12 protein-coding genes are annotated in these 18,254 nt (G+C 68.1%); 6 read left to right on the top strand and 6 right to left on the bottom strand.

The window, feature by feature from the left end; translation table 11 throughout:
- The first annotated feature begins 92 nt into the window (after nt 1-92).
- The 4 genes from EXU48_RS07955 to EXU48_RS07940 all read left to right on the top strand — a co-directional run bounded on the left by EXU48_RS07955 (nt 93) and on the right by EXU48_RS07940 (nt 6,096).
- A complete protein-coding gene (locus tag EXU48_RS07955) occupies nt 93-1,901 on the top strand; it encodes an ABC transporter ATP-binding protein (RefSeq protein ID WP_133107086.1) in 1,809 nt (602 codons plus the stop codon).
- Entirely contained in the window at nt 1,898-3,376 is a 1,479-nt protein-coding gene (locus tag EXU48_RS07950) for a glycosyltransferase (RefSeq protein WP_133107085.1), read from the top strand. Before EXU48_RS07955 ends, EXU48_RS07950 begins: the two co-directional genes overlap by 4 nt.
- Entirely contained in the window at nt 3,373-4,503 is a 1,131-nt protein-coding gene (locus tag EXU48_RS07945; RefSeq protein WP_133107084.1) for a glycosyltransferase, read from the top strand. Before EXU48_RS07950 ends, EXU48_RS07945 begins: the two co-directional genes overlap by 4 nt.
- A 174-nt stretch (nt 4,504-4,677) precedes the next feature.
- Nucleotides 4,678-6,096, top strand: coding sequence for a glycosyltransferase (locus EXU48_RS07940; RefSeq protein ID WP_133107083.1), 1,419 nt, complete (start codon nt 4,678-4,680; stop codon nt 6,094-6,096).
- Between the two features lie 59 nt (nt 6,097-6,155).
- On the opposite strand, the gene EXU48_RS07935 is transcribed toward EXU48_RS07940, so the two are convergent.
- The 3 genes from EXU48_RS07935 to EXU48_RS07925 form a co-directional block, all read right to left on the bottom strand.
- A complete protein-coding gene (locus EXU48_RS07935; RefSeq protein ID WP_133107082.1) occupies nt 6,156-7,886 on the bottom strand; it encodes a hypothetical protein in 1,731 nt (576 codons plus the stop codon).
- A 280-nt stretch (nt 7,887-8,166) separates the two neighbouring features.
- Complete coding sequence (locus EXU48_RS07930) at nt 8,167-9,483, bottom strand: D-glucuronyl C5-epimerase family protein (protein ID WP_165962723.1); 1,317 nt, start codon at nt 9,481-9,483, stop codon at nt 8,167-8,169.
- A 140-nt stretch (nt 9,484-9,623) separates the two neighbouring features.
- Nucleotides 9,624-10,703, bottom strand: coding sequence for a hypothetical protein (locus tag EXU48_RS07925; protein ID WP_133107080.1), 1,080 nt, complete (start codon nt 10,701-10,703; stop codon nt 9,624-9,626).
- A 132-nt stretch (nt 10,704-10,835) separates the two neighbouring features.
- Here EXU48_RS07925 and EXU48_RS07920 point away from each other — a divergent pair, with 132 nt between their 5' ends.
- Both EXU48_RS07920 and EXU48_RS07915 read left to right on the top strand, forming a co-directional pair.
- Entirely contained in the window at nt 10,836-11,936 is a 1,101-nt protein-coding gene (locus EXU48_RS07920; protein WP_207947660.1) for a glycosyltransferase, read from the top strand.
- Complete coding sequence (locus tag EXU48_RS07915) at nt 11,929-13,032, top strand: glycosyltransferase family 2 protein (RefSeq protein ID WP_165962722.1); 1,104 nt, start codon at nt 11,929-11,931, stop codon at nt 13,030-13,032. The genes EXU48_RS07920 and EXU48_RS07915 overlap by 8 nt, the downstream gene beginning before the upstream one ends.
- Nucleotides 13,033-13,039: 7 nt before the next feature.
- On the opposite strand, the gene EXU48_RS07910 is transcribed toward EXU48_RS07915, so the two are convergent.
- The 3 genes from EXU48_RS07910 to EXU48_RS07900 are packed head-to-tail and all read right to left on the bottom strand — an operon-like array spanning nt 13,040 to nt 18,220.
- Nucleotides 13,040-14,863, bottom strand: a complete 1,824-nt coding sequence (locus tag EXU48_RS07910) for a glycosyltransferase family 4 protein (protein ID WP_133107077.1) — start codon at nt 14,861-14,863, stop codon at nt 13,040-13,042.
- The gene (locus tag EXU48_RS07905) at nt 14,860-16,125 is read right to left on the bottom strand and encodes a glycosyltransferase (protein WP_165962721.1); all 1,266 of its coding nucleotides are present in this window, start codon (nt 16,123-16,125) and stop codon (nt 14,860-14,862) included. The genes EXU48_RS07910 and EXU48_RS07905 overlap by 4 nt, the downstream gene beginning before the upstream one ends.
- A 55-nt stretch (nt 16,126-16,180) precedes the next feature.
- The gene (locus tag EXU48_RS07900) at nt 16,181-18,220 is read right to left on the bottom strand and encodes a SpoIID/LytB domain-containing protein (protein WP_133107075.1); all 2,040 of its coding nucleotides are present in this window, start codon (nt 18,218-18,220) and stop codon (nt 16,181-16,183) included.
- Nucleotides 18,221-18,254: the final 34 nt, after the last annotated feature.

The raw sequence follows: 18,254 nt of genomic DNA, 5'->3' as shown, positions 1-18,254 counted from the left end.
TGCGGTTCGGGGGCTGCGGCGTTCTAGGCTGGCGTTCCGAGGGCTCGATTGCGGGCTCATTGCTCGGTTCGGGAGACGGGAGCAGGTGAGGCATGGCCGCCCTGTGGCGCATCGTTCGTGACCTGCTTGCCGTGCTGCCCGGCGGTAGCTCGCGTTTCATCGTGACCTTCGCTGTGCTCTCCGCGGCCCTGTCGATCCTCGACGTCGCCGCCCTCGGCCTGCTGGCGATCACGATGGCCCCGATGATCTCCGGCGCAGAACTGACGATCCCGGTCCTCGGCTGGACGCTCAGCGAACCGACCGACTTCCGGAACATGCTCGTCATCGTCGGTGCCCTGATCGTCGCGAAGAGCGTTTTCGCGGTCACCCTGCAGTACTTCGCCACCCGTCGCTTCGCCAGGTTCGAACAGGACCTCGGCAGCCAGTTGCTGAACGCCTTCTTCGAGTCGCCCTGGACGGACCGGCTCGGTCGCAACTCCACGGACCTGGTCCGGTCCACCGACGTCGGGGTGGCGACGACCGTCTCCGGCGTTCTCATCCCGGCAGCCATGCTCTCCGGCGAGATCTTCACGTTCGTGGCGGTACTGGTGGTTCTCATCGTCGCCCAACCGGTGATCGCCCTGGTGGCCATCGCCTACTTCGGGGTCATCGGCGCGTTCCTGTACTTGTGGGTGCTGCGCAAGGCGGTGGAGGCCGGGCGGGTGAACAGGAACTACTCCACGCGCTCGGTGCGCCTGGTCAGCGAGATGGTGCACTCCCTCAAGGAGATCACGCTGCGTGGAAAGGGGCCCGAGGTTGCTGGCGTCGTTCGTCAGGTGCGCCTGAAGAGCTCCCACGCCCGGGCGAACATGTCCTTCCTCGGTGTGGTGCCCCGGTACGTCCTCGAGGCCGGCCTCATCGGGGGGCTGGCGATCGGGGCAGGCGTGGGATACCTGCAGGACGGTGTCACCGGGGCGCTCGGCGCAGTCGCGCTGTTCGGGGTGGCCGGGTTCCGGATCGTGCCATCGCTAACCAGGTTCCAGTCGATCATGGCGCAGACCGGGGCGTCGATGCCGTTCGCTCAGCAAGTGCTCGACGAGATCCGCAAGGGTGACCAGCGCCGCGAAGCCAGACCAGCGGAGGGCACCACGGCACCGATTCCCGCCGAGGCGGACCGGCTCACGCTCGAGGACGTGAGCTTCACCTACCCGAGTGGCTCCACCGAGGCCGTACGCGAGGTGAGCATGACCCTGCCGTTCGGGCACTCGCTGGCCCTCGTCGGCGCCTCCGGCTCGGGGAAGTCGACGTTGGTGGACCTGATGCTCGGGCTGCTCGAGCCAAGTGCCGGTCGGATCCTGGTCGGGACCACCCCGATGGGTACCGTCCTCGACGACTGGCGTTCCCGGGTCGGGTACGTGCCGCAGGAGGTCTCCCTGTTCGACTCGACCGTCGCGCAGAACGTCGCACTGACCTGGATCCCGGAACAGGTTGACGAGGACCGGGTGCGCCGCGCCCTCGCTCGCGCGCAGATCCTCGACGTGGTCGAGGCCCGCGAGGACGGGATCCACGCCCGGATCGGCGAACGGGGCCTGAGCCTGTCCGGCGGTCAGCGGCAGCGGATCGGAATCGCCCGCGCCCTGTACAACGACCCGCTCGTGCTGATCATGGACGAGGCGACCAGCGCCCTGGACACCTCCACGGAGGCGGCGGTCACCTCGGCGATCCGGGAGCTGCGCGGTGACGTCACGATGGTGGTGGTCGCACACCGGCTCGCGACGATCCGGCACAGCGACGTGGTCTGTTTCATGCGGGACGGGGAACTCGTGGCCCACGGCACGTTCGACGAGGTCGTCGCTGCCGAGGCGGACTTCGCCGAGCAGGCTGCCCTGGCCGGCCTGACCGGAGAGATCGAACCGCAGTGACCGACGTTGACCTGCGGGTCGGTGACCGACCCGCGCGCGTGGCCGTGCTCGTCTACAACGACGCGCACGCCGACTCACGTGTACTCAAGACCGCCGCGAGCCTCCACCGAGCCGGAGCGCACGTGAAGATCTTCGCGGTCGCTCGGGCCCGTTCGGGCTTTCCGGCCACGATCGAGCGGCTGGACAGTGGCGTGGAACTCGAGCGGCTGCCCGAGTTCGAACTCGCCCGGTCCGTCCCTTGGCTTGCGGGCGCGTACCGGTGGGTGATGGGACGCGCCCGGGGGCTTGCCGAACGAGGCGAGGTGGTGGCGGTGGAGGAAGCCATCGACGCACCCGTGGCGGACGGTGCTGCACCTGCGACGACGGAGTCGGTCGCGGCGACCGCGCGCGACGCTGATGGCTGTGGCACGCCGCCGACGGCGTTCCTGGCGCAGCAGCCCCTGGTCGCACCGACGGCCGCGGCGCCGCTGAGTGCCCGGGCGTTCGCTGCGTTCTTCGACCTGTGGCTCAAGGCGTACCGGACCGTCAGCCTCACGGTGTACTGGGCGCGCGCGGTCGGGGCCGTGCGGCGCTGGCGACCGGACGTCATCCACGCGAACGACGGCAACACTCTCGCTCCGGCGATGCTGGCCGCCCGCGGCACCGGGACCAGGATCATCTACGACGCCCACGAATTGTGGCGTCACCGCAATGTCCGCAAGCGCCCGGTCGCCCCGCACGTGGAGCACCTCATCGAACGGGCCGGTATCCGCCGGGCCGCCGGAGTGGTCACGGTCTCCCCGAGCATCGCGAGTTGGCTGCAGCGCACCTATGGTCTGCTCCACCGCCCGGTGCTGGTGCGGAACATCCCCGCGACCGGTGACCTGCCGAGCGGAGCCGGCACCGGGCGTCTGCGCGAGCTCGCGAGCCTGCCTGCCGAAACCAAGGTCATCGCGTACAGCGGCCGGCTCACCACGAACCGTGGCATCGAGGAGACGATCGACGCCCTGAACCTCATGGGTCCCGAGGTCCACCTCGTGCTCCTCGGCTACGGCGAACCGGACTACGTCGGTCCGCTCGCCGAGCGGGCCCGGACCGCTGGGTTGCGGGACCGTGTGCACTTCGTCGGCAAGGTTCCCTCCGCGGAGGTCGCCGACGCGCTGTCCGACGCTGACCTCGCCGTCGTGTATGTCCGGCCTACCTGCCTGAGCTACTACTACTCCCTGCCGAACAAGCTCTTCGAGTCCATCCACGCGGGCCTGCCGATCGCGGCCGCCAATCTCCCGGACACCGCCGACGTGGTCGCCGAGTATGGAGTCGGTCTGGTCTTCGAGTCGGACGGGCCGGAGGGGCTCGCAGCGGCGATGACCCGGGTGCTGGCGGATCCGGAGCGATACCGTGCGGCCTCTCGAGCAGCCACCACCGCACTCACCTGGGAGCACGAGGTGGAGCGTCTGGTCGCCCTGTACCGGAGCGTCCTATGGGGGGAACGGTGAGCAGGCCCACGCTCCTCATCATCGCGTTCTCACCCATTCACGAGGACGCTCGGGTGCTCAAACAGGTCCGGTTGTTCACGACCCATTACGACGTGACCACGGTCGGGTACGGGCCGGCTCCCGACGGGGTCGTGGCACACCACGAGATCCCCGCACAGCTCGTCGCCTGGCGCAAGGGCCGTCGGGCCCTGATCCTGCGCCGGTACGCCGAAGTCCAGCGCACGAATGCGGTCCTAGCCCACCTGCGAGCGGTGCTGCCGGTGGGCGCATATGACGTGGTTCTCGCCAACGACGCGGACACCGTGCCCCTGGCACTGAGCCTTCGTCCGCGGGCAGGGGTGCACGTTGACCTGCACGAGTACGCACCGCGCGAGAACGAGGAATCCTGGCGCTGGCGGCTCTTCGTGGCGCCGTACTACCGGTGGTTGTGCCGCGAGTTCGTGGCGAAGGCCGCGTCGGTGAGCACCGTGGGCCAAGGACTCGCCGACGAGTACCGACGCGAGTTCGGGATCCACGCGAGCGTGGTGCCGAACGCGACCCCGTTCCACGATCTCAGGCCGACCCCGGTGCACGCGGCGGTGCGTCTGGTGCACTCCGGCAACGCCCGTCGCAACCGTGATCTCGGGCTCATGATCGAGGCGGTGCGGCTGACCCGGGCGGATGTGACGCTCGACCTGTTCCTGATGCCGAACGACCCTGGCTACCTGGCCGAGGTCCGTGAGCAGGCCGCCGGTGTGCCCGGTGTCACGGTGCACGACCCTGTGCCGTACGCGGACCTGATCAGGACCTTGAATGACTACGACATCGGGGTGTTCGTGCTGCCCCCGGTCACGTTCAACTACGAGTGGACGCTGCCGAACAAGTTCTTCGACTACGTCCAGGCCCGGCTCGGGATCATCGTCGGGCCGTCGCCGGAGATGGCGGCGCTCGTCCGTGAGCACGAACTGGGTGCGGTGACGGAGGCGTTCGACCCGAGTTCGGTGGCCCGGGCCCTGGAGAACCTCGATCCGCAGATGATTCGTGACTGGAAGCGGGCGTCGAATGCGGTCGCGTCGGACCTTGCTGCGGACCATCAGGTGAGCGCGTGGGAGTCGGCGTTGGCAAGGCTGACGGGGTCCTCGCAGTGAACCGAGTGACGGACCCAACACCGCCAATGGGGTGCCCACGGCGCCTGCGTGCCGAAGGGCACTCGTACACCCCCTAGGCTGGCGAGCGTTTCAACATGACAAATCGGGGCGTGAACTGTGGCATTGACATCAAGGGCGACGAGGCCTGGGCGACGTGGCCGACGAAAGGTCGTCATGGTTGTCAATCACGACATCGTCGCCGACGCTCGTGTTCGCAAGTCCGCGCAGTCCGTCCAGCGGCTCGGGTTCGACGTGACGTTGCTGTATGGGCTGCAGGGCATCACGGAGCCTGTTCGAGGCACGCTCGGCGACGTCGCGACCCTCGGTATTCCACAGCCCTACGGGATGACAGCCACGAAGGCGAAACTGGAGCGGGAGCGCCGGGCCTACCGGTCGGGTTTCCCAGGATTCATCTCGGAGAGCGACCTCGAGTGGGCTCGCTATCAGAACACGCTGGCAGGCTTGCGCGCATCCCGGTACGCCCTTCCCGTGCGTGCGCTCCTTAGGCTGCCCCGGATGTTCTTCGACTGGCGGGTTCGATTCCACGAGCGCAGGGAAGAGCGCATCCGCGCCTATTGGGAGCAGCAGGCCGATCCAGACGCCGTGCCGCGACGGCTGGACTGGCGCCGCGAGGTCACCCAGTTCTCCGACCTGAGCCTGTCCTTCACGCGTGAGATCTGGCGGCAGAAGCCCGACATCATTCACGCCCACGACGCTCACGTCCTGAAGGCAGCGGTCAACGCCACGAATCACATGCGAGCACACCGGGTGCGACCGACGTTGATCTACGACGCGCACGAATTCGTGGTCGGTGCCGTGCGTACCTCCGAGCGGCAGCGACGTGCGTGGGCACAGATGGAGAAGCACTACACCAGAGCGGCCGATGGGGTCATCACGGTGAGTGAGTCGATCGCGGACGCGTTGCAGCGGGTCTATCGGCTCCCGGATCGTCCGACGGTCGTTCTCAATGCCCCGGTGGTCGAGGAGATCGCGGAAGCGCCTTCAGACATCCGCACCGATTGTGGTCTCGGCCGCGATGTGCCACTCCTGGCGTATTCCGGTTCGATGGCCGAGAAGCGGGGAGTCGCCACCGTGGTCGAGGCCCTGACCTTCCTGCCTGAGGTGCACCTGGCCGTCATCTGTGTCCCCAGCGTGAGTCACAAACTCTCACGCGAGCTCGCCCGACGAGCGACGGAACTCGGGGTGGTGGACCGGGTGCATCTGCTCGAACCCGTGAAGCCGGAGGAGGTCCTCAGCTATCTACGCTCCGCCGATGTCGGGGTGCACCCGATGATCGGCGACATCCCGAACCACGAGATGGCCCTGCCGAACAAGCTGTTCGACTACATCTTCGCCGGGTTGCCGATCGTGGTCAGCGACCTTCAGGAGATGGGCGCGTTCGTCCGACGGACCGCTGTCGGCGAGACGTTCTCCTTCGGTGATGCCGCGGACTGTGCCAGGGCGCTCAAGGAGGTCTTCGGGGCGCTGCCCGAATATCGGGCCAAGGTCACCGGGAACTCGCTCGAGAACGTGTACTCGTGGGAGAGCCAGGAGGGCAAACTGGCCGAACTCTATGCCCGTGTGGGTGGCTGACCACTGCGGTTCGGGATCATTCGGCTGGGGAATTCAGGTTCGTCACGGTCGCGAAGACGTCAACGCCTTCGTTCGGCGGCCCGAACGCGTAAAACCTCCCTCGAGGTCGCCTCCGCAGCGCGTGCAACCTCCTTGACGTACTCGCGGAAACTCAGTTCCCACATCACGCGCGTCAGTGCCAGTTCGTGGCGAACGTTTCCTGTGCCCATTTCGGCCTCCTGGACGAACTGGCTCACAGCCCTCGTCGAGAAGGTGTCCAACGAACCAACCCCGTCGAGCACCGTGCTCGACATCTCTCGCCAGTCAGCGTTCTCCCACATCCACGGTGTGCCCCGTGTCTTCACCGATCCCTTGTAGAACGGCACATCGGCCCACGCGGGCTGTAGCTCTCGAAGTAGGTCGCGATGATGTTGCCCGTACTCGGCTGCAGCATGTGACAACGACCACATGGTGCGTGGAAGCACCTGCGGGGAATAGAACGGAAGCAGCGTGTTCGAACTTGCCTGCGGCATCGACCAGAATGGCATCTTGCTGAAGTGGTAGAAGTAATCCACGACCATGAATGCGGTAGCCATATCAACCATCAAGGCGCGATCGACGAAGCAGTCGATCGACGCTAGGGAGCATTCGATCCCCGCATCTGTGACGCCGGCAGCGCCCGACCGAACCATCTGTGCGAGCCGCGACCGTCCCGCGTCCGGCCCCCCACCCTCCAGCTTCTCGCGCCACGCCGGGCTGACCATCGTTCGCCCTTGGATCGCTTCGCCGCCAAGGCCGTTGATCCGGGGCGCCGACGGCGAAGTGAAGCCTCGGAACTCAATCGATCGGTAGGCCGACCTGGCGTTGTAGGCGCCCTCCCAGGCCCGGTGCATGGAGAGGTATCGGGTGAGGACGCCGCCTTGAGGCTTCTTCGGCTCCACGACCTGGTCCACCCGATGCGCGACCGGATTTCCGGCGAGACGAAGCAACTCCCTGGCCGTGTCCACCTCGCCGGTATCGGTGTTGACAGTCCTCACCGTGCTGACGACGCCAGCTCGGATCGCAGCTGCGGCCGTCACGCGCGAGTCCTTGCCACCCGAGAGATCGGCAACCGGACTTCCTTGCCACCACGAAGCGACAGCGACTGAGCGAACCATTCCCCGAGCGCCATCAACGATCGAAGGAACGTCGCCGTCCAGTGCGGCCCGAAGCCACTCGTCACGGTCGGACGACGACACGGTGTGTCCGTTTCGGTCGACCTGGATCGTCGTGCTCGCAGCCATCTGGTGACCGTTACCCAGGTGCGCGCTGCCATCTGCCGCCCATCCCAGCGTCGCCATATCGCTCCAGGTCGACTGCTCGAGCCGAGGAACCAGGCCGCCGAAGATGTGAGCGAGACCCGGACGGCTGCTCCAGACGTGGCCGAAGCCCTTCACCGCAAACTCGTAGAGCCGGACCATGCCAAGGCGGTCATTGGAAATTCGCAGCCCTGACTCGGACAAGTAGAACGCGGCGGCCGGCGCGCCGAGTTCCGCTCGATCTGTGGTTCCGTTGGTGATATCCCGAGCGAGATCGATCGGATCCGCCGCGTTCTCGATCGGGCCGGCAGCTGGCGGTGTGTGTAGCCAGGCGGCCGCCACACCTTCTCGCGTGGCCACCACGGGCCACGAGTTTCCCGCGTCGACGTACCGCCACGCGGAGAACCCAACTCGACCATCGCCGACATCGACTCGCTCGACCTCTGTGCGAACTAGAGACTCGAGATGCGAGGTCGCAGAATCGAGGCGCAGTCGCAGCTCAGCAGATGACATTGCGTCTTCTCGGTCGCACGCGTAACTCAGAAGGAACTGGCTACTCGACACCGTACTTCGGTCTCCCTTGGACTCGGACGCCAGCCCGTCAACACTGCAGGAAAGGTGTCCTCAACGGCGTTGATCACGCCTCGGTATGTGATGCGTCTTGCCGACAGCGGATCGGCAGCGTGCTGGCCGGGACCAGCATTGGGCTCGACACGGCTCAACGGATCCATGCTCGACCAGTCTGGCCATCGGTGATGGAGGGTGAGTTCGAGACGACGGAGCATTTCCCGACTCAGGACCCCTCGATGGCTGCAGGCTGATCCGTCACCGGCCGAACCTTCCCGCTGACCGGGTCCCTGAATGCCAGGCCGGAGTAGGTCGGCATCGTCGCCCAGTCGGCGATGTATCCGTGCCACTTGTCCGCCCATGTGAGGAGTTCGTCGACGCCGGTCCGGCCATGCAGTTGCCGCAGACGCTGAATATGGATGCTGTGGTAGACGTTGACGTTCTGCCCCTCGATCTTCTTGGCGAAGTTCGTGGGATAGACGGTCGAATCAACCACGAACGCTGGGATGTCCATCATGCAGCTCGAGGTGCCCGAAGGAATGGTGGTGCTCGCGATCTCCTTCCATTCAGCGTTCACCGGCGATGATGCCGTCGGCTCGTACGCGCCGAGCATCCCTTCGAGAGTCACGGTGCCCGGACTCTCCGTTGTGGCGGTGAAGCCGACTCGGTTGGGTTCTGGCGCACTCGCGAGCGAGAGGACCGCATTGATCCGAACCGTCGTCGTCTTCGGAGTCGTGCGCACCATGTCTGGGCCGAAGACATAGGGCTGCCAACGGGTTCCCGACCCGGTCGGAAGGACGATGTCCGGCTCGCCTGGGATATGCAGTGTCACGTCCTGCAGAGACTGAGGGAGGTGCTCGAAGCGGAGGCGAAGATAGGCGAAACCGGTCAAGCCGTATCGGCTGGTCCGTTTGACAGGTTCGTCATACAGGTGAAGAACGCGTGCCATGGTTCGAGTGCTGTCGTGAATGAGGTCTCGGGCTTCGTCCAACCCGGTGATGTCAGAGAACTCCTGGATGGACGTTAGCGCTGAGAGCCAACCGTTCAGGATCCAGCTGTTCGGCGTCTGGGGTACCTCGGCGATCACCGGACCCGCCGGCGTGCGGTGCAACACCCCGCCGGCCTCGGCAGGAACCAAGAGGCTGCGAAACACGGATTCCGCGGCCGTACGCACCGAAGCATCCTCGAGAACCGTGCCTGCTCGGGCTAGTTGCACTGCGTAATAGGCCTGTGTCAGCCCCGAGTAGTGATCCGCGTATAGGCGGGCGCCCAGGCTCGGATTCGCCTCGTACCAGAACACGAGGGTGTCGTTGAACGGGGTCATGCGCGAGATTGCGGCGTGAGCCACGCGCGAGATCGCCTGCAGCAGCTCCGGTCGTGGATCCCTCGCGTACTGCTTCAGGTAGTCGATGAGCGCATAGGTGCCATAGATGGGGTGGGGGAAGATCGAGCCGTCTGACCCTGCGCGACCCGGATAGCCGTCAGGAAGGAACGCGAATCGGTAGAAGTCCTGCATCTTCGCGAAGTGGACGAACGGGGGCATGTCGGGCGATCCACTCTGCTCGCGCTCGACTGCGACGGTTCGCGGCACTGCTGGGGACGCATCGACGCTCTCCGCTGATCCGCGCTCCGTAGCCGCCGGAGGGCGTCGGCGAGCCAGTAGCCAGTTGCGCAGGCCCGGCCTCATGACGACCCCTGATCCGCGCGCAGGACACGCAGTGCGCTCGCGAGGCCGTGTGCGATGTGCATCGAGTGTCGGAACCAGTTCTCGGGCAGCTGCACCTCGGTGGTCGACCGCGCGAGCCGGCGGAGTTGGGCCATCCAGTATCTTCCCGTCGTCGGACGCGCGGCCGCCTCGGAGATGACGACGAGGAGCTCCCCCATCGACCAGGATCGTGCGGGTGCATCGAACCCGACCAGGGCGTTGCCGTTCACCACGTGGACCCCTCGTCCCAGACCAGGGACCTCACCCGCCAGGAGATCCTCGACGGTGTGCAGGTCATAGCGATCGAACCAGACAGGCGTGCTGCTGAACCGAAGGATGTCCTCGAGGAACATGCGGTCCAGCGCGTCGATCTGGTCGGGGAGTGCCATCGTCAGCCCGACCCCGGTGTAGCAGGTGTGCAGGAGGTCCGCCCGGATCGATCCAGGCCCGTAGGTCCACCCGCCCCCGGGGATGCGTCGCCCGAGGAGGTCGTTCGCCACCTGCCGGATCCCGGCCCCGTCGGGGTGGTCCGGCCCGAGGACCTCGCTCAGGACGCCACTCCACATCGCGGTCACGTTGTAAGTCGGGAGATCGTTCCTCGGCGAGTAGGCGATCAGGTCACCGTCCGGAGTGCCCACGCGCGCAGCGTGGAGGAGGTAGTCGGTTGCCGACCGGAGCAGATCGATCCAGCCGGGAGGAACCGCAGCGGGCGCGAACGTCGTCACGCTGTGGAGGGCGTGGACCACCAGCGTGGTGGTGATCACATACGTCTCGTCTGCTGACCCGGCTCCGTACGCGAAGCCAAGGCCCCATCCGGCGTGACCGGTGTCGTCCAGACGATGGGCCTCGAGGCGCGCGAACGAACCCACCATCCGAGTGGCCAGTTCGTCCTCGCTCATCAGCGAACTTCTGAACGTGTCGACGCAGGCCAGAATGTACTTGGCCTCGGCCATGGGGTGCTGTCGAACCTCGTCGTGGTGCTCGTCCGGGGAGCAGCCATCCATCCGTTGGTAGGTGTCCAACAGATCGCCGACCGTGGCGCGGATGGTTGCGGGCATGGGCGCTCCAAGGGGACGGCTGACAGGGCCCTGCCAGTGTCTCAGGTGCTGGGAGTCCGGGTCGACAACGGCGCGGGCCCGACAACCGCATCGTCGAGGATCGGATACTTTCAGCGTATGCGGATCATCGCCGTGACAACCTGGTTTCCGACCGAACGCGCCCCCAGTAGCGGCGCGTTCGTCGCGAAGGACGTAGCCGCCATCGCTGCTCGACCGCAGATCGACTCGGTGGACGTGCTGCACCTCGTCCCGCCGCACCAGGACGATGGCATCCGCGCTCTCACCCGCGAGGGCCTCAGGGTCCGGCGGGTGCCGATGTCCACCCGTTCCCCGCTCGACATCCTGACGGTCGCCCGCTCGCTGGGCTCACTGCTCGCAGGTGCCGATGTGGTCCACACGATGGCGTTCTCGTCGTTGCTGCCGTTCGGGTTGAATCGGCCCGACGCGCCCTGGGTCCACACCGAGCACTGGTCCGGTCTGACGACGCCGGCGACCCTCCCGCTCGCGGCGCGTGCGGCCCTGCCGCTGCTGCGGCCGCTGTTGCGGATGCCCGACGTCGTCACCGGGGTCTGCGAGTACCTGGCCGGCCCGATCCGGTCCGCCCGCGCGGACGCACCGACCGCCGTCGTGCCGTGCATCGTGCCCCCGCGGCAGCATCTGGCCCCACGGCCGATGCGACCACGCATGCCGCTGCGACTCGTCGCCGTAGGCGGACTCGTGGACCGCAAGGATCCGCTCCTCGCGGTCGACACGGTCGCGGAGCTGGCGCGCCGCGGTGTGTCCGCGCACCTCACGTGGGTGGGGGACGGCGAATTGCGCGAGGCGGTCGAGCGCCGGGCCCGCAAGCGCAAGGTCGGACACCGGGTGCGTCTAGCCGGAACGGCCGACGCGGCCGGAGTCTCCGCGGCCCTCAACGCCGCGGACCTGTTCTTCCTGCCGACGCGCGCGGACAATTTCTGTGTGTCCGCGGCCGAGGCACTGGTGCACGGACGACCCGTGGTCGTCGGCGCGACCGGCGGCCAGGGCGAGTACATCCGGCCCGAGGTCGGGACCCTCGTGGACCTCCAGGAAGCCTCGGCGTACGCGGACGCGATCGTCGAGACGGAGCGGCGGACCCGGCACCTGAACGCCTCGGACATCGCCGAGACCATCGGTGACTCGTTCTCAGCCGCTCGAGTTGGAGCCGGGTATGTGGCCGGGTACCGGGCAGCCGCGGAGGGTCGCCGTGCCTGAGCCGGGTGCGGACATGGAGCCGAAGGGCGGGGTCGGCGTCGACGTGATCATCGCCGTCCACTCCACGGAGCGGCCGATCGCGCGGGCCGTCCGGTCCGTGCTCGACCGCAACGGCGAGGGGGTCCGTCTCACGGTCGTCTGCCACAACATCGGTGCCGACGAGATCGGACCGCTACTGGACGCCCACCACCGCGACCAGGTGCGGTTCCTGGAACACCGTGACCCGTACCGGAGCGCGTCCGGCCCGTTCAACGCCGGCATCGACCTGGCAACCGCCGAGTATGTGGCCATCATGGGCTCCGACGACACCCTGTTGCCGGGGGCAATATCGTCCTGGTTCTGGCTCGCCCGCCGGACCGGTGCCGACGCCGTCGTGGCCCGGCTCGTGCTCGGCCTGGAGCACCGGATGGTCCGGACGCCGCCCACCCGGCCGTTCCGGCGCAAGGAGCTTGACCCGGTCGCCGACCGGCTCTCCTACCGGAGTGCTCCACTCGGTCTGGTTTCCCGGGCCGCGATCACCCGCCTGGGACTGCGACTCGAGGAGCGCGCTCAGGTGGGCGGTGACGTCGGCTTCGTGACGCGGTTGTGGTTCGGCGGGAAGGCGGTGTTCGACCGGTGGGGCCCTGCGTACGTGATCGGGGAGGACGCCGCGGACCGGGTCACGTACGTCCAGCGCCCGATCAAGGACGAACTCAGGTTCCTCCGACGGCTGGTGCGGCAGCCGTGGTTCGAGGCTCTGACGCTGGAGCAGCGCCGGTCGGCGTGCGTGAAGTTCATCCGGATCCACCTGTTCGGCGCCGTACACAACCGGAACGACCCGGAGTTCTGGACCGACGCCGAGCGTGCCTCCCTGGCCAAGGTCGCTCGTCGGCTGCTCGACGCCGCGCCGGGCGTCGAGGCCGTGCTCTCACTGGCCGACCGCCGGCTCCTCGACGCCATCCTGGGGCGTTCTGGGAACGCGGAACGACTGATCTCCCTCGCGCTCCAGCGGCGCCGGCACGGTCACCCCTCGACCGTGATCACCCGAGACTTGACCCAGATGTTCGCCACCGAGGCGCCGCTGCGGCTGATGGCCGCGTCCTTCCTCACCCGCTGATCACGTCTCAGTCCACCGGCGCCGGGCGGAGGAACTCCCAGTAGTCGATCGTCCGGGGCAGGCGGTCGACGTCGAGGTCCGGCCATGCCCGGACCAAGCGCCAGGCGATCGCCAGTGACTCGCTGTCGGCGTAGAAGACGTGGCTGGGGTCGAACTCGTCGATGCTTGCCCGGTGGCGCATGACGTACCGGGCGTTCGGGATGGGATCGGTGACGGCGTAGACCAGCGGGTGGAGCACCGAGTCATGGATCCTGTTGCCGAGGTCGATGGCGCGAGTCCGGACCGCACCGACGCGGCGTTGACCAGCGAGCGCCAGACGCCCGACCCGCCCAGGCACCCGAGCGACGAGTCCGGCCAGACGTTCGGCCGTACTCAGGATCAGACGCGGCACCCCGACCAACAGTGCCGACTCGAGGAGCTGCAACGGGAGCCAGGACGTGGCCGGCTGGATGTCGAGCACGCGCACCCGCCGGTCCAGCGCGGCCGCCATCGACGACCGGTTGGTCACGACCATCAGCGGGACGTCGTGACGCAGCGTCATCGGAACCAGTTCGCGCACCTTGCGGCGGCCGACGGGGGAGTTCGCCAACAGGAGGACGCGCCGGGGCAGCCCTCCGGCACACGCTGCCCCATCCGGGCTGTCCGCGTCGGTTTCGGGCACACTGGCGGCAACGTCGCCGGCGTGCCCGGACGGCAGCAGCGTCGCGGTCATCCGCCGACCCCACGGGCCAGCCGCATAGCGCTCATGCAGGTCCGTCAGAGCCTGGCTGGCGCGGGCGTCGGGTGCCGACGACTCGAGCGAGCGGACGGCAGCCACGACCACCTCGGGCGAGGCGCCCGCCGGTACGAGCCGCGCGATGCCGGCCGCCGCCGACTCCAAAAGTGTCTCCTCGGGACCACCGCATCTGGTGACGACTACGGCGAGGCCGTTCAGCGCGGCCTCAACGGGTGTCAGGCCGAACGTCTCGAACGCGGACAGATGCACGAGCACGTCACCCCAACGCGCCAGGTCGACCAGGTCCTCGGGCCCCTGCGGCCCGGCGAACCGCACGTGCGCGGTGAGACCCAGTTCGGCCGTCTGCTCCCACAAGAACCCCTCGAGCGGACCGCCACCGACCAGGGTGAGGGACGCCGTCGGGCGGTCCCGATGGAACAGCGCGAACGACTCCAGCAACTGCTGAACACCCTTGCGGGGAATGAGATTGCCGATGTAGAGCCAACGGTCGAGAGGTCCTGGCCCCCGCGGCGGCATCGGATGCCGCGGCGGCCGGACCGGGTTCCCGGTGGCGATCACCCGGGACGCATGCTCGGGGTACAGCGCCCGGACCCGCTCCGCCTCGGCCTCGCTCACCATGTGCAGCGTGGACACGCGATCGAGAACTTCTCGGTATGCCTGCCGGCCCGACACCGTCCGCAGTTCCTCACGCAGGTAGGTGGCATGTTCGGTGACCACGAGGCGGGCGCCGTCCGGGGCAGCGGCAGCCGCTGCCCAGCCCGTCGGGAGGCCGACGTGGGCGTGGATGACCGTGGCTCCCGCCAGGGCATCATGTGCCCGGAGCACGTCGCGTTGGCGGCGCGCGACCTCAGAACGCGCCGTGCCCGCGAGGATCGGGATCCCGATCCGGAGCAGTTCGCCCTCCGGAGTGGCGACGATCTCGGTCGTCGCGGGCTCGTGTGCCCCCAGCCGGGCCAGGTGCACGATCCGGATCCGCTCCGGCTCGATCGCCAGGGCGGCCACCGTGTCCCGCACAAAGACACCGTGGTACGCCTCCTCAGGAGTCGGGTACCACGGAGTGACGATCACCACGTCCCTCGTGGCTGCACGCGTCATCGCAACAGCCCTCGGACGCGGGCCTCGAACGGGTCGAGCAGGCGGTCGCGCCGGTAGCGTGCGGCGTGTGCCAGGGCGGCCTCGTGATCCGCGGCGGTCATCGTGCGGGCACGTCTGGCCGCGGCCAGGAACGCCTCGGCCACGCTCGTCGGTCCGAGGTCCGTGCACGGGAACGCGAGCGGATAACCGCGCATCGGGATGGCTGCCGCGGTCCGCGGAGTGTGGATCGCCACGATCGGCCTGCCGGTGGCCATGTATTCGTAGGTCTTGCCCGCGGTGACGTACCGGGAGCTCGGAATCATCATCACGAGAACATCGATCGAGGTGTAGACGGCAGTGAGCTCCGACTTCGGGACCGATCCCTCCCAGACCACCTGACTGTCGGGGCCGGGAAGCATGGCCCGTATCGCCGATGCAGCGGCACGGGTGAAGCCCAGGTGCCCGTAGAGATGAAGGCTCGCGTCCCCGAGCTCTGGTTCGGATCTGGCCCGGTCCCAGCCTCGCCAGGCCTCGTGCGGCCAGTGTTCGGTGATCGTGCCGACGCTACCGAGGACCAGTGGACCGGACGACGGTGACCGGAACGGGACCTCGCCGAGCAGGCCGGCGTCGTAGCCGTTCTCAAGGACGGTCATCCGGCTCGAGGCGTCGGGATAGCGAGCAGCATGCCAGTCGCGCATCGGCTCGTTGACATACACGATCAGGTCGGCGGCGGTCACGGCCTTCCGCTCCGCGGCCCAGGCTGGATGGCCGGGCCCGAATGCGTCCCGTTCACCGAACTGATCGAGGGTCCAGGAATCGCGGTAGTCGAGGATCAGGGGTGCCGACGTCAACGTCTTGATGAGCCGGCCGGCCTCGAAGGCGCTCCACGGATTGCCGGTGCCCAACACGACGTCGACCGGCCGACGGCGATGGACCGCGAGCGCGCGACGCACAACCCCCGGGATCCAGGAACTGTACCGCTCGGGGAACAGAACCCGCTCGCGCACCTTCGCCCAGGCGCCGACGACCTTCGGGATGTGGGCACGGCGCCAACTCATCCGCCGGACGTCCGTGATGAGATGCTCCGCCGGTACGGGCACGCGCTCCACGCGCACCCGCGGGTCGACGTGCGCGAGCAGCGCGTCGTCCGTGGTGCCGTTGACGTCGCCGAAGAACTTCTCGGTGGCGGTGATGACCGTCACCTGCCAGCCGGTCGACACGAAGTGGTTCGCCATGGCCAGTGGCCGGAACACCCCGCTCGCGCGGGACGGCGGGAAGTGCATCGCGATCAGCAGGAGATGGGGTCGGTCGGGCCCCGTGCGGTCTGGTTCCAAGGGCTCAGCGCACCAGGTCGAAACCCGTCCAACCGTGCCCCACCTGCTGGCGCGGCCGGAAGTTCCCGGCGCCGTCGGAGGGGTAGAGCCAGAGGGCTCCGGTGCCCGCCTCCCGTGCCAGGACGTCCACCGTGCCGTCCTGATCCCAGTCCGCGGCACCCACCAGCGCATCCATGCTGGCCCAGCCGTTGCCGATCCGGGAGCCTGAGAGGATCGCACCGCGCCCGCTGCCCCGGTAGAGGTAGAGGTCGCCGGTTCGGGCCTGGCGGGCCAGGAGGTCGACGTTGCCGTCGCCGTCCCAGTCGCCCGCGGCCAGGATCATGTCCATGCCGTTCCAGCCGGTGCCGATGCGGACGCCGGCGGTGAGGCCACCGGAACCGTTGCCGGCGTAGTACAGCAGGTGACCGGTACTCCGCTGGCGCACGATCAGGCCGGCGGTACCCCGACCGGACCAGTCCTGCACACCGACGAACTGGTCGAAGCCCCGCCAGCCCCGCCCCATCACACGTGGCGTACCCCAACCGCCACGACCGTCGCCGGGATACACGAAGAGTTGTGCCGTGGATGGTTGGATGGCGATGATCTCGGAGGTCCTCGTCCCCGAGAAGTTCCAGACTTGGGTCATGACGCCCATACTCTGCCAGCCACGTCCGATGGCGACCCGCGAGTGCCACGTCGCCGGGCCGCTGCTCAGGTAGGTGTAGAGGGCGCCGTTTGGGCCGCGGGCGACCAGGTCGGGCTGCTGGTCGCCGTTCCAGTCCCGCTGCGGCAGGCTGAGTGGCACCCCGCTGACGGAGGCCGTCAGCAGCGTGGAACGCAGGCCGAAGGCCGACCGGAACTGTGCGCCGGTGATGGTCACGGAGCCCTGGCTGCCGGTCAGGGTCGCCGACGTGACCCGACCGCCGTAGGCGCCACGGCCATCGCGGGCGAAGGTCAGGCCCCGGAACACTCCGATACTCGGGTACGCGGCGGTGATCTGCGCGCCGGTCAAGGTGACCCGCCAGGGCGCGTAGCCGTCGAACGGGTCGGGGTTGGCAGCCAGGTAGGGCCGTGACCCCTGCAACGAGTAGCCGCCGTTCGAGGCGCTGAACTGGGTGAATGCCGGCGAACCTCCATAGAGCAGAACCACACCGGAGGTCTCGGCGACCGCCCTGGTCGTGCGTTCGTGGGTGTACGAACGCACCAGGGCCCCGGCCGCGGTGTAGTCGGCCAGTCCTTGGAAGACCTGGCAGGACGTCGTGTCGCAAGTGTCGTACCAGGCCGAGGGGGCCTTGCTGGCCTGGTCGAAGCGGGCGTACGTGCGGGCGGCGACTGCCTGCGCCCGCAACGCCTGGATGTGCCAGCTGGCCGGCATCTCGGAGGTGACCACCGAGGGGAGGTAGTTGGCGTAGGTCGAGACCACCACGGTGCGCAGGTCGGTCGTGGAGCCGGGCACGCGGACCGCACGGACCACGCCACGGTACTCGCGGTAGGTGGACGTGACGAGTTGGACGGTGCCGTCTCCGGCCACGAACTCAGCCGCCGTCGCGCCGTTGAGCAGCGTGCTCAGACCGGGCACACCGGGCGCACGCCAGGTGCCGTTGACGCTGGCCTCGATCACCAGGGCGCCGGACACGAGCCGGAGCCGCCAGAGCGCCACCGTGCCGCCGATCGTCGTCGGCAGGGCGACCGACGCGGTACCCACCCGCACGGACAGGCCCGACTCGCCACGGACCCAGGTCTGCCGGTCGGTGTCTCCCTGGATCCACACGCGGATGGACTGGGAGTCAGCCAGCGATCCGACGGTCGTGCCCGGGTAGTAGGCCGCGAGGATCTGCGTGTACGTCTGCCCCGCGGTAGCGCGTCCCGCGGCACCGTATTGCGACATGCCGATGCCGTGGCCGAAACCCCGCCCGTCGACCGTGATACTGACGGCGGCCTCGGCCGGCGGCTGGTTGACGGCACCCAGGCCGACGAGAAACAGCGCGGTCATCACGGCAGCCAGCCAACGCGACGGTCGGCGTCGGCCGAACCGGTCGGGTTGGGAGGGTACTGGCGGTGTCATGGTCCGATCCTCCCACTACCGACGGTCCGATCCT

Source organism: Occultella glacieicola (genome assembly GCF_004353825.1).
In the GTDB taxonomy this organism is placed as follows: Bacteria; Actinomycetota; Actinomycetes; order Actinomycetales; family Beutenbergiaceae; genus Occultella; species Occultella glacieicola.
This window is presented reverse-complemented; position numbering and strand designations above follow the sequence as displayed.

Bases quoted from the DNA above. Each gene is read 5' to 3' on its own strand.
- EXU48_RS07940 (WP_133107083.1), top strand. From the start codon at position 4,678: ATGGTTGTCAATCACGACATCGTCGCCGACGCTCGTGTTCGCAAGTCC.
- EXU48_RS07925 (WP_133107080.1), bottom strand. From the start codon at position 10,703: ATGCCCGCAACCATCCGCGCCACGGTCGGCGATCTGTTGGACACCTAC.
- EXU48_RS07900 (WP_133107075.1), bottom strand. From the start codon at position 18,220: ATGACACCGCCAGTACCCTCCCAACCCGACCGGTTCGGCCGACGCCGA.
- EXU48_RS07935 (WP_133107082.1), bottom strand. From the start codon at position 7,886: ATGTCATCTGCTGAGCTGCGACTGCGCCTCGATTCTGCGACCTCGCAT.
- EXU48_RS07955 (WP_133107086.1), top strand. From the start codon at position 93: ATGGCCGCCCTGTGGCGCATCGTTCGTGACCTGCTTGCCGTGCTGCCC.
- EXU48_RS07910 (WP_133107077.1), bottom strand. From the start codon at position 14,863: ATGACGCGTGCAGCCACGAGGGACGTGGTGATCGTCACTCCGTGGTAC.
- EXU48_RS07905 (WP_165962721.1), bottom strand. From the start codon at position 16,125: ATGCACTTCCCGCCGTCCCGCGCGAGCGGGGTGTTCCGGCCACTGGCC.
- EXU48_RS07930 (WP_165962723.1), bottom strand. From the start codon at position 9,483: ATGCCCCCGTTCGTCCACTTCGCGAAGATGCAGGACTTCTACCGATTC.